General features: G+C 54.0%; 12 protein-coding genes. 2 read left to right on the plus strand and 10 right to left on the minus strand.

What is annotated here, in order from left to right:
- The 10 genes from B3Z49_RS21255 to B3Z49_RS21300 all read right to left on the minus strand — a co-directional run.
- Positions 1-1,112 (minus strand): branched-chain amino acid ABC transporter substrate-binding protein (locus B3Z49_RS21255; RefSeq protein WP_008891113.1); only part of this gene is annotated, 1,112 nt, incomplete at its 3' end.
- A gap of 206 nt (positions 1,113-1,318) precedes the next feature.
- The gene (locus B3Z49_RS21260) at positions 1,319-1,675 is read right to left on the minus strand and encodes a DUF6867 family protein (protein ID WP_008891114.1); all 357 of its coding nucleotides are present in this window, start codon (positions 1,673-1,675) and stop codon (positions 1,319-1,321) included.
- A gap of 11 nt (positions 1,676-1,686) precedes the next feature.
- A complete protein-coding gene (locus B3Z49_RS21265; RefSeq protein WP_008891115.1) occupies positions 1,687-2,397 on the minus strand; it encodes an ABC transporter ATP-binding protein in 711 nt (236 codons plus the stop codon).
- A gap of 20 nt (positions 2,398-2,417) precedes the next feature.
- Positions 2,418-3,272, minus strand: a complete 855-nt coding sequence (locus tag B3Z49_RS21270; RefSeq protein WP_063089455.1) for an ABC transporter ATP-binding protein — start codon at positions 3,270-3,272, stop codon at positions 2,418-2,420.
- The gene (gene livM / locus B3Z49_RS21275; RefSeq protein ID WP_296994674.1) at positions 3,269-4,789 is read right to left on the minus strand and encodes a high-affinity branched-chain amino acid ABC transporter permease LivM; all 1,521 of its coding nucleotides are present in this window, start codon (positions 4,787-4,789) and stop codon (positions 3,269-3,271) included. Before livM ends, B3Z49_RS21270 begins: the two co-directional genes overlap by 4 nt.
- Complete coding sequence (locus B3Z49_RS21280) at positions 4,789-5,712, minus strand: ABC transporter permease subunit (RefSeq protein ID WP_008891118.1); 924 nt, start codon at positions 5,710-5,712, stop codon at positions 4,789-4,791. Before B3Z49_RS21280 ends, livM begins: the two co-directional genes overlap by 1 nt.
- A gap of 353 nt (positions 5,713-6,065) precedes the next feature.
- A complete protein-coding gene (locus B3Z49_RS21285; RefSeq protein ID WP_008891119.1) occupies positions 6,066-6,257 on the minus strand; it encodes a DUF6898 family protein in 192 nt (63 codons plus the stop codon).
- A 123-nt stretch (positions 6,258-6,380) separates the two neighbouring features.
- Positions 6,381-7,271, minus strand: coding sequence for a 3-hydroxyisobutyrate dehydrogenase (gene mmsB, locus B3Z49_RS21290; RefSeq protein ID WP_296994679.1), 891 nt, complete (start codon positions 7,269-7,271; stop codon positions 6,381-6,383).
- Positions 7,272-7,354: 83 nt separating this feature from the next.
- On the minus strand, positions 7,355-8,446 hold the full coding sequence (locus B3Z49_RS21295; protein ID WP_296994682.1) for an enoyl-CoA hydratase/isomerase family protein: 1,092 nt from the start codon (positions 8,444-8,446) through the stop codon (positions 7,355-7,357).
- 3 nt (positions 8,447-8,449) lie between these two features.
- Positions 8,450-9,589, minus strand: a complete 1,140-nt coding sequence (locus B3Z49_RS21300; RefSeq protein WP_296994684.1) for an acyl-CoA dehydrogenase family protein — start codon at positions 9,587-9,589, stop codon at positions 8,450-8,452.
- 227 nt (positions 9,590-9,816) lie between these two features.
- Between B3Z49_RS21300 and B3Z49_RS21305 the strand changes: the two genes are divergently transcribed.
- Positions 9,817-11,103 (plus strand): O-acetylhomoserine aminocarboxypropyltransferase/cysteine synthase family protein, encoded by a 1,287-nt coding sequence (locus B3Z49_RS21305; protein WP_064781443.1) that lies wholly within the window; start codon positions 9,817-9,819, stop codon positions 11,101-11,103.
- 132 nt (positions 11,104-11,235) lie between these two features.
- Positions 11,236-11,375: DeoR family transcriptional regulator (locus tag B3Z49_RS21310; RefSeq protein ID WP_296994708.1), on the plus strand; the 140-nt coding region annotated here is incomplete at its 3' end.

Consider the following 11,375-nt stretch of genomic DNA (forward strand, 5'->3'; position numbering starts at 1 on the left):
GGATTCTGGATAGCACCGTCGGTGTACTGACCGTCTTTCCAGGTGTAGATCCAGTAACCCGGAGCATCGACGTCGCCTTTGGCGTCAAACGAGATTTCGCCAAGAACGGTGTCGAATTTCTCGGAATGCAGGGCATCTACAACCGGCTCGAAGTCGGTCGAACCAGCTTTGTTGGCAGCCTGTGCCCAAGCCTGGATCGCACCATAGGTGAACAGGGTGTAACCTTCCGGCTTGTAACCGATTTCGTCGAAGTATTTGACGAGGTCGGCGTTGCGCGGATCGGTTTCAATTGCAGGCGATGCGGTGAAGATCGTGCCTTCGCCGGAATCACCGGTAATTGCCCAATATTCAAGGGTGTTGATCGCGTCACCAGACATGACCATGGTGTCCATGCCCTGTGCGCGCATCTGACGAACGATCAGACCGAGTTCTGTGTGGTAACCACCATAATACAGAACTTCGATGCCTTCGGACTTCAGCTTGGTCACCAGAGCCGAGTAGTCTTTCTCAGCCGGGGTGATTGCTTCGTAAAGGGCTTCGGTTACGCCGTTCGCATTGAGGTTTTTCTTGGTTTCGTCAGCCAGACCTTTGGAATAAGCCTGTTTGTCATGAACGATGGCGATTTTCTTGTCGCCATAGTTTGCAGCCAGGTATTTACCAGCAACTTCACCCTGCTGATCGTCACGACCGCAAACACGGAACACGTTGTCCATGTCACGTTCGGTCAGCTGCGGGTTGGTCGAAGCCGGGGAAATCTGGATGATGCCCTCTTCGAAGTAAACTTCCGAAGCCGGGATCGAGGAACCAGAGCAGAAGTGACCAGCAACAAGTGCAACATCTTTGCTAACCAACTGGTTGGCAACAGCAACAGCCTGTTTCGGATCGCAAGCGTCATCGCCGATTTCGAGGACGAGCATTTCGCCGTTCACGCCACCAGCTGCGTTGATATCAGCAACTGCTTTCTCTGCACCCTGGGTCATCTGTTCGCCAAATGCAGCATACGGACCGGTCATCGGACCAACGGTCGCGACAACGATGTCAGCTTTTGCTACACCCATTGAAAGAACAAGCGCGGAAGCAGTGGCAAGAAGGCCGAGCTTGGTTTTCGACATAAGAGAAGTCTCCCTGTTCCAAAGGTTGATTCCATCACCATGACAGAATCATCTTTTTGGATCTGAAACCGGCCCGTGTTTATCGCCGATTACCGGTTTCAGTTCCCTCGCACCATAGCGCTCCGTATTCGGGACGCATAAGTACAAACCAGATGATTGCCCGTTATCGGGCAACCATGCGGGGACCCGTAACGTCCCCGCAAATATCAGCGAACATCAGCACCTTCGCGGGCGCGATACGCAAACGGACCAACCCGTTCATACAGCCACGGATATTGCGACAGCATCTTGTTCACCTGCGTCAGGCGGAACGCCGCGAAGGTGATTGCAAACAGGATTACCGTATCAAAAATGTAGCCGGAAAGTGAAAGAAGCTCACCTTCAAACAGGGCAAAAACCATGAAGCGGTCAACGCAGCCAAGCAACAGTGCATAAGGCACAAGCTGCCAGGCAGGACGCCAGGTGTTTGCGATGGCCTGACCGGTCATAAAACCGCAGAACCCCATCAGGATGATGGTCATTCCGATTGTGACACCAATGCTGGTACCCGTAATCGCTTCCATCTCAGAACTCCCTAGTGGCCACCCTCGAGGTAGGCTGCGCGGACTTCCGGGTTTGCCAGAAGTTCCGCACCCGTCCCCGAGAGCGTGATATTGCCATTGACCATCACATATCCACGATGAGCCAGTTTGAGCGCATGGAATGCGTTCTGCTCAACGAGGAAGACCGTCATCTTTTTCTCGCGGTTGATCTTCTCAACCGTTTCGAAAATCTGCTTCACGATCAGTGGCGCCAGACCAAGTGACGGCTCATCAAGCAGAAGAAGACGCGGACGGCCCATCAGGGCACGGCCAATCGCCAACATCTGCTGTTCACCACCAGACATCGTGCCGGCACGCTGGTTGATGCGTTCCTTCAGACGCGGGAACAGATCAAACACCATTTCGATATCCGAATTGAAATATTTCGGATCCTGGGTGATTGCGCCCATCTGAAGGTTTTCATAAACCGACATGCGCGGGAAAATACGACGCCCTTCCGGCGACTGCTGAATACCAAGCTGGCAGATCTCATGCATTGGCATGCGACTGATATCCTGGCCTTCAAACAGAATGCGCCCCTTGCTGGCCTGCGGCGAACCGCAGCAGGTCATAAGCAACGTGGTTTTGCCGGCACCGTTGGCACCGATCAGGGTGACGATTTCACCTTCATTGACTTCCATATCAATGCCCTTGAGGGCTTCGATATTGCCATAGAAGGTATGAACACCTTCGATTTTAAGCATGGACATATCGATGGACTCCCTCACTGCGCTTTCGGATCAAGATGAAGGTCGGCAGCAACTTCCGGCGGAAGCTCGTCATCCTCTTCTTCGCCAAGATAGGCGCGGATAACAGCCGGATCATTCTTGACGGCCTCTGGATTGCCATCAGCAATCTTCTTACCGTAGTCAAGAACGATCACATGGTCGGAAATCTGCATGACAACGCTCATATCATGCTCGATCAGAAGGCAGCCAACGCCCTGATCATCACGGATGCTCTGCAACAGAACGTTCAGTTCCGCCGACTCACGCGGGTTAAGGCCCGCAGCCGGCTCGTCCAGACAAAGCAGTGACGGGTCGGTGCACATGGCACGTGCGATTTCCAAGCGACGCTGGGAACCATATGGCAGGTTACCGGCATTCCAGTCAGCCTGCGCATAAAGGCCGACCTTCTCCAGCCAGAACTCCGCCTTTTCGACCGCTTCCTTTTCCGCCTTGGCATATTTGCCAAGGTTGAACAAACCGGCAAGAGAGAACGCAGAGGCCTCCATCAGTCGGTTATGCTGGGCAACGATCAGGTTTTCCAGAACCGTCATCCCGGTAAACAGGCGGATGTTCTGGAACGTGCGGGCAACACCTTTGTTGCGTGGAATGCGGAACCCTTCGGTCCGTTCCAGCAACCGCGGGCCATCGTCGGCATGAAGGGTCAGGCGACCCTCGGTCGGAACGTAGAACCCGGTCAGGCAGTTAAACACAGTGGTTTTCCCTGCCCCGTTCGGGCCGATGATGGCTGTGATTTCACGCTTGTTGGCATTGAAAGAAAGATCATCAATCGCGACCAGTCCGCCGAAACGCATGGTCAGATGTTCGACTTCAAGCAGTTTGTTGTCGGTCATTTGACTTCTCCGGCAACTTTTTCTTTCTGGCTCATATTGAGCAGAATGGTCGGATCACGGAAGGACAATAGACCGCGCGGACGCCAGAGCATGATGGCAACAATACCTGCCCCGAAGATCAGCATGCGATATTCGGCGAGTTCACGGAACATTTCCGGGAAACCGATCATCACAATTGCCGCCAACACGACGCCGATCTGGCTGCCCATGCCGCCCAGAACCACAATCGCAAGAATCACAGCTGATTCAAGGAAGGTGAAGCTTTCCGGGCTGATAAAGCCCTGACGGGTTGCAAAGAACGCACCGGCAAAGCCACCAAACATCGCGCCGATGGCAAATGCCGACAGCTTGGTGTTGGTCGGGTTGATGCCAAGGGAACGGCAGGCGATCTCGTCTTCGCGCAACGCTTCCCAGGCACGCCCGATCGGCAATTTGCGCAGACGCAGGGTCACGAAGTTCGTCACCAGTGCCAGCACAAGGATCAGGTAGTACAGGAAGATCAGGCGATGCATGGACGAGTATTCCATGCCAAACAGCTCGTTAAAGCCAATCGCACCGTCCGGAACACGCCGCGAGAAATCGGCCATACCAAAGAAGCTCGGACGTTCAATTGACGAAATCCCGTCCGGACCACCGGTAAGGTCATACCAGTTGATCAAAACAACGCGGATAATCTCACCGAAACCAAGGGTCACGATCGCAAGATAGTCACCGCGCAGACGCAGAACCGGGAAGCCAAGGATAATCCCGAAGCTTGCCGCAAAGATACCGGCCAGCGGCAGGCACAGCCAGAAGCTCAGATCGAAGTTCTGTGACAGCAATGCATAGGAGTACGCCCCGACCGCATAGAACGCCACATAGCCCAGATCCAGAAGACCGGCCAGACCAACCACGATGTTCAGGCCCCACCCCAGCATGATGTAAATCATCACAAGGGTCGCAAGGTCGATCGCGGAACGGTCTTCGCCAAAGATGAACGGGAAAATGATAAAGAAGATAATCCCGATCAGACCGATTTTCTTGGTGTTCGAACGATACGCCAACTGGATTTTGGACGACAGTTTGGCGCTTTCATCGACATCAGCCGCGGTCTTGTCTTTCATCGTGAAATAGGCCGTGGCAAAAATGATCGCCACAAACGCGATACCGACGATGGTGCTGACCACACTGCCAAACGCCATATCAAGAACCACCGGCGAAACCCAACGGTCGTCAAGTTCGCGGAAACGTACGAACATTTCAAAAACGGCAACGGCAGAAAGCGTAATCAGAACGGCCTGGCCGAGACGTGAAATGTTCTCGCGGCGGAAAATCAGGCCAAGACGCCCGATCACAGTCGCCCCGATTGCAATCAGGACAAGATCCCAACGCACAGCCAGTTCCAGACCGGTCGGACGGTCAACCGTCTCGACACCAAGGAGCATGACCGACATCAACAGCGCGATCACGGCAAAGAACGCAAGTTCCTTGACCACTTCCGAGCCATTGGTACGAGAAGAAGCAAATGCAGCAGACATCAGACTTTCTCCACCTCCGGCTTGCCGAGCAGACCCCACGGACGGAAGATCAGCACAAGAACCAGAATGCCAAACGTTGCGACATCCTTGTATTCAATCGTGAGATAGCCCGACCAGAAAGCCTCGATCAGACCGATCAGAAGACCACCAAGCATTGCGCCCGGCAAAGATCCGATACCGCCAAGAACCGCTGCGGTGAACGCCTTAACACCGGCAAGGAAGCCGATATAGAAGTCGATCACGCCGTAATACAACGTCACCATCATCCCCGCGACCGATGCCAGGGCAGCACCCATGACAAACGTGGTCGAGATGGTGCGGTCAACGTTAACACCCAGAAGGCCTGCCATTGTACGATCCTGCTCACAGGCACGCTGTGCGCGGCCCAGGGAGGTTTTGGCAATCAGCAGCGAGAAGACAACCATCAGCACAAATGTCAGAACGATAATCACGATCTGCATATAGCTGAGCTGAACGTCGAAATTCGCGCTTTCCATCAGGGTAATTCCGCCCTCAACAAGCGGCTGCATCGGTTTCACGCGCGCACCCTGCGAAATCTGAACGAAGTTCTGCAGGAAAATGGACATGCCGATGGCAGAAATCAAAGCTGCCAGACGGAATGAGCCGCGCAGCGGCCGATATGCAACCCGTTCCACGCCCCAACCATAGACAGAGGTCAGAACCATTGAAACGAACAGCATCAAAAGAAGGGTAAGAGGTAGAATTCCGCTGATACCGGCAGCCTGACAGATCAGGAAGGTAATCAGGGAATGGAACGCACCGATCATATAGATCTCACCGTGCGCAAAGTTGATCATGCCAATAATGCCATAAACCATCGTGTAACCGATGGCGATCAGACCATAAATGGCCCCCAGCGTCAGACCATTGATCAATTGTTGTAGGAAATAAGCCCAATCCATTGCACAACCTTAGATTTGGCACAGACATACAAGGACTTCGCCAGATCAGCAGAAGGTATCAATTCACACACAGATGTAATGATTGGATGAGACACTGTCTCCCCATAGCCCCCTGGCAAACCCGCAAAGCCTCCGTCTTATTGTTATCGGGTAACCCCCGGTTTTAACCCTCTATGCCGGTCATTCTTTTTTGCGACCATTACATAAAGAGCGCGATTAGAGCGAGGACATTAGACACACGATTTCAAACCCTGCAAGCCGCTTTGACATTTTAGTGAAAATCACCAAAACAGGATTTGAAATTGGCATAAAACACTGACTTCGAAAGTCACCTACGCTTTATATTGTATAAATTATCCCTTTTTGAGAACGTATTCAAGTTTTTGTGCAGCAACGCGCTTCAGTTGTTCCGGATTCCGGCTGACAGGTCCGGCAACAGTCACTTCCACGCCTGTTTTGCCGTCAATGGCCGTACACCGCAGATAGGTGCCTACTTGCCGAAGCTCAAAATAAATCTCGTTCGAGGTGTTATAGCGTGAGGTCATTGATGCACTGCTGTTATCAAAAATGGACTTGTCTATTGTGCTCCCATTTTCAGACAACGCAACATATAACAAAACGGGCCCGGAAATCCGGACCCGCTCGTTTGCTACCGCTTCTGGGTACTTCTATTTCTCGCCATCAAGCATTTTAACGATGGCCGAAAAGTCCATGCCACCGTTGCCGCCATTGGAATAAAGCGCATACAGGCTTTCGGCCAACGCTCCCATCGGGGTTGTTGCACCAGATGCCGCTGATGCCTGCTGGGCAAGCTTCAAGTCTTTCAGCATCATATCCACCGCAAATCCCGGCTGATAATCGCGGTTGGCCGGGGACGTCGGAACCGGCCCCGGGACCGGGCAATAACTTGTCAAAGCCCAGCACTGACCTGATGCCTTTGAAGACACCTCAAACAGTTTCTGGGCATCCAGGCCAAGGCGCTTTGCCAGCATGAAGGCCTCGGAAACTGCGATCATGCTGACACCAAGCACCATGTTGTTGCAAATCTTTGCCGCCTGCCCGGCACCGCTGTCACCGGCATGGATGATATTGCTGCCCATGCCCGCCAAAATAGGCTGCGCACTGGCAAAGTCCGCTTCAGATCCACCAACCATGAATGTCAGCGTCCCTGCCGCCGCACCGGCCGTCCCGCCAGAGATCGGGGCATCAACAACGCCAAGACCTGCCGCACGGGCCAGTTCGGCTGCCTTGCGGGCCGAGTCCACATCAATTGTCGAACTGTCGATCAGAACCGTGCCCGGCTTGGCATGCGCAATGATACCGTCCGGTCCATCATAAACGCCCAGCACGTGCTTGCCTGCGGGCAGAACAGTGACAACAAATTCGACATCGCTGGCCGCTGCGCCGACCGATGCCGCCTTTGAGGCACCGGCCTCCACGGCCTTTGCCACCGCATCTGTCGACAGATCAAATACCTTGACCGCATGTCCGGCCTTCACAAGGTTGGCCGCCATCGGGCCGCCCATATTGCCCAGACCGATAAAACCGATATTCGCCATTTGAAGTCTCCTCTGACACCCTATCTGGGTGTTTTGTTCTAATTTATGGTGATCTGGCAGGGTGATGTTCCCTGCCCAGCATTCTAAAGATTAAGCTCTTTGTCTTTTGGCAGTTTTTCGAAATATTCCGCCACTTCGCGTGGATCGACCTGACCGATATCGCCATGCTGCCATTTCGGCGCGTGATCCTTATCGACAATTACCGCCCGCACACCTTCAAACAGGTCCGGCTTGCATACCATGCGCTGTGACAGGCGATATTCCATGTTCAGGACCTCTGCCAGCGACATATCGCCACCCTGACGGATTTGCTCGAAACTGACGCAAAGGGATGTCGGCGATTTGCCGAGCAACGTCTCAAGGGTCTCTGTGCCAAAGGCACTGGCCGCAGTCCGCAAGGCTTCAAAGATCGCCGCGACACTGTCACCTGCAAAGCAATGATCGATCTCGCTGCGAATTTCTGAAAGTGGTGCTGAACCGAACGGCGTTTCATGCTTATTGAGGATATCCTCGGCAATCGCAAAGCCATCACCGTCCCAAGCCGCACTTGCCAGTGTACTCTTGATGGCATCCAGTTTCGCACTTTCCGCCCCATGGGTTGCAAGTTCAGCATAAAGGCAATCTGCGGCCTTGATCCGCACCCCGGTCAATCCAAGATACATCCCGATTTTGCCAGGACACCGCGGCAGGAAATAGCCCCCGCCCACATCCGGGAAAAAGCCAATGCCGGTCTCGGGCATGGCAAACAACGTGCGTTCTGTTACGACCCGGAACCGGCCATGGATTGAAACCCCGACACCACCGCCCATGGTGATCCCGTCCATCAGTGCGATATAGGGCTTTGGATAGGTCGCGATATAATGGTTCAGGTGATATTCCCGACGATAAAACGCATCAAGCATCTCTTCGTCATCAACCTTGCGGGCATCATAAAGGCCGCGGATATCACCACCGGCGCAGAATGCCTTCTCCCCCATCCCTTCAATAATGACGACCTTCACCGATGGATCCTGTTCCCAGGATTTCAGCTGCGCCATCATCATATCGACCATCACCAGATCAAGCGCGTTTAGCGCCTTGGGACGGTTCAACAGGATACGCCCAACCGGCCCGTCCTGCGAAAACAGAACCGGTGCGTCTGCGGTCTCAGTCGGCGAATTTGAAACTGTGCTCATAACCTAGTCTTTCAGGGCTGCACGCGCGATGATCAGGCGCATGATTTCATTGGTACCTTCAAGGATCTGGTGCACGCGCAAGTCACGCAAAAGCCGCTCGATGGGGTATTCACGAATATAACCATATCCGCCATGAAGCTGCAGCGCTTCGTTACAGACATTAAAGCCGACATCGGTGGCAAACCGTTTGGCCATCGCACAGAACTGCGTGGCATCATCGGTCTTGTGATCCAGCTTCCATGCCCCTTTATGAAGCATCAGCCGGGCGGCTTCGAGTTCGGTCACCATATCAGCAAATTTGAACTGCAATGCCTGAAACTGATCCAGGCTTTTGCCAAACTGCTTGCGGACTTTCATGTGTTCGCGGGCATTTTCCATTGCCGCACGCGCACCACCGATCGAACAGGCCGCGATATTTAACCGCCCGCCATCGAGGCCCTTCATGGCGAATTTGAAACCTTCGCCCTCTTCGCCCAGACGGTTTTCGACCGGCACCTTGCAATTACTAAAGATAACGGCTGCGGTCGGCTGACTGTTCCAGCCCATTTTTTCTTCAAGCTTGCCAAAGGATAGCCCCTCGGCATCCTTTGGCACGATAAAGGTCGAAATGCCTTTCGGGCTGTCATCACCCGTGCGCGCCATGACGACATAGATATCGCTGCGCGAACCGCCGGAAATAAACGCCTTCTCGCCATTCAGGATATAATGATCGCCATCGCGCTCGGCCCGGGTGCGAAGCGACCCGGCATCCGATCCTGCCCCCGGCTCGGTCAGGCAATAGCTCGCGAAATGCTCCATCGTGACGAGTTTCGGCAGATATTTCGCACGTTGCGCATCATTGCCAAACGTATCAATCATCCAGCAGGCCATATTATGGATCGAAATATAAGCCGCTGTTGACGGGCACGCTGCCGCAAGCTCTTCGAAAATGACCGCAGCATCAAGGCGTCCAAGCCCCGTGCCGCCATGTTCTTCGCCGGTGTAGATCGCGGCAAAACCAAGTTCGGCTGCCTTGCGCAGGGTTTCTTCGGGAAATGTGTGATTGGCATCCCAGTCGCCTGCATATGGCGCCATTTCATTCTGCGCGAAATCACGCGCAGCTTGGGCAAATGCCTGCTGATCTTCAGACAGGTTGAATTCCATTGGATCGCCGCCTCTTTTAATTTTCTATTTTCCCTTTACGTAAACGTGAAATCTGCTGCTTGTCAATTCATTCGGTATAATCGTACCGAATTATCACAATTCTCATCCTGAACGCCCATCACGTGCATAGCACTCTGGCATTTCGCCAAATCTTCCTTGCGAATACAGGGCCGCTGCGCATACCCTCCTCGCCTCAGGAATCACAATAAATCAGGGAAACAGTCATCATGTCTTCGACCAAGCCGGAAACAATTGTCCTTCATGCAGGCTATCGCGCCGAACCGACAACCGGTTCTGTCGCCGTCCCGCTCTATCAAACCACCAGCTATCAGTTCCGCGACACCCAGCATGCCGCAGACCTTTTTGCGCTTAAGGAACTGGGCAACATCTATACCCGCCTGATGAACCCGACCAATGATGTGCTTGAACAGCGCGTGGCGGCCCTTGATGGCGGTGCTGCGGCGGTTGCACTGGCATCAGGCCAGGCGGCATCGACCTTTGCGGTGCTGAACATTGCGCAGGCAGGCGACAACATCGTCAGTTCCACCGACCTTTATGGTGGCACCTGGAACCTGTTTGCCAACACCTTCAAACAGATGGGCATCGAAGTCCGCTTTGCCGATCCGGCCGATCCGGAAAACTTCCGTCGCCTTGCCGATGACAAGACGCGTGCCTTCTATGCCGAAACCCTGCCCAACCCGAAACTGCAAGTCTTCCCGATCCGCGAGGTTGCCGATATCGGCGATGATCTGGGCATTCCGTTGATCGTCGATAACACCGCCGCCCCGGTGATCTGTAAACCGATCGACCACGGTGCCAGCATCGTGATGTATTCGACCACCAAATTCATTGCCGGTCACGGCACCTCGGTTGGCGGCATCGTTGTTGATTCGGGCAAGTTTGATTGGGAAAAACACGCCAAACGCTTCCCGCTTCTGAACGAACCGGATCCCAGCTATCACGGGGCCGTCTGGACCGAGGCCGTCAAACCGATTGGCCCGGTGGCATACGCAATCAAACTGCGCTGCACGTTGCTGCGCGATGTTGGTGCCGCGGCATCGCCGTTCAATTCCTTCCAGACCATTCAGGGAATGGAAACCTTGCCGCTTCGGATGGAACGCCATTGCGAAAACGCGCTCAAGGTTGCCGACTTCCTGGCATCCCACCCGAAAGTCACCAAGGTCATCCATCCCAGCAAACAGGATGGCGAAGCCCGCCGTCGTGCGGACAAATACCTCAAGGGTGGTTTGGGCTCTTTGATGGGCTTTGAACTGGCCGGCGGCAAAGATGCCGGCGAGAAATTCATCAACTCGCTGGAGCTGTTCTACCACGTGGCCAATATTGGCGACACGCGCTCGCTCGCTATTCATCCGGCCACCACGACTCACAGCCAGCTCTCAGAGGAAGATCGCCTGTCATCTGGTGTGACCGATGGCTATGTCCGTCTGTCGATTGGCATCGAACATATTGATGACATTCTGGCGGATTTGACCCAGGCACTTGATAAAGCCTAATAAACCGCCAAAGACTGCTTTTCCGCAAAACCGGTCAGATCCTCGTCTGGCCGGTTTTTCTATTGACGCTTTTGCATGTCCGGGCTAACCAATATCGGCAATACATGCACAACATGCAAAACAGGCATATCGATGTCGAGTGTTTCAAGCCGTCAGGAAGAAATCCAGAAACTTCTGCGCAGCCAGGGCACGGTTCATATCCACGATCTGGCCGCCCTGTTTCACGCATCCCTTGATACCATCCGCCGCGATCTGCGCCAGATGGAGGAAGA

Origin of the sequence: Thalassospira sp. UBA1131 (assembly GCF_002311515.1) — a bacterium.
In the GTDB taxonomy this organism is placed as follows: Bacteria; Pseudomonadota; Alphaproteobacteria; order Rhodospirillales; family Thalassospiraceae; genus Thalassospira.

Bases quoted from the DNA above. Each gene is read 5' to 3' on its own strand.
- B3Z49_RS21260 (WP_008891114.1), bottom strand. From the start codon at position 1,675: ATGGAAGCGATTACGGGTACCAGCATTGGTGTCACAATCGGAATGACC.
- B3Z49_RS21300 (WP_296994684.1), bottom strand. From the start codon at position 9,589: ATGGAATTCAACCTGTCTGAAGATCAGCAGGCATTTGCCCAAGCTGCG.
- B3Z49_RS21305 (WP_064781443.1), top strand. From the start codon at position 9,817: ATGTCTTCGACCAAGCCGGAAACAATTGTCCTTCATGCAGGCTATCGC.
- B3Z49_RS21270 (WP_063089455.1), bottom strand. From the start codon at position 3,272: ATGACCGACAACAAACTGCTTGAAGTCGAACATCTGACCATGCGTTTC.
- B3Z49_RS21295 (WP_296994682.1), bottom strand. From the start codon at position 8,446: ATGAGCACAGTTTCAAATTCGCCGACTGAGACCGCAGACGCACCGGTT.
- livM (WP_296994674.1), bottom strand. From the start codon at position 4,789: ATGTCTGCTGCATTTGCTTCTTCTCGTACCAATGGCTCGGAAGTGGTC.
- B3Z49_RS21280 (WP_008891118.1), bottom strand. From the start codon at position 5,712: ATGGATTGGGCTTATTTCCTACAACAATTGATCAATGGTCTGACGCTG.
- mmsB (WP_296994679.1), bottom strand. From the start codon at position 7,271: ATGGCGAATATCGGTTTTATCGGTCTGGGCAATATGGGCGGCCCGATG.
- B3Z49_RS21265 (WP_008891115.1), bottom strand. From the start codon at position 2,397: ATGCTTAAAATCGAAGGTGTTCATACCTTCTATGGCAATATCGAAGCC.
- B3Z49_RS21285 (WP_008891119.1), bottom strand. From the start codon at position 6,257: ATGACCTCACGCTATAACACCTCGAACGAGATTTATTTTGAGCTTCGG.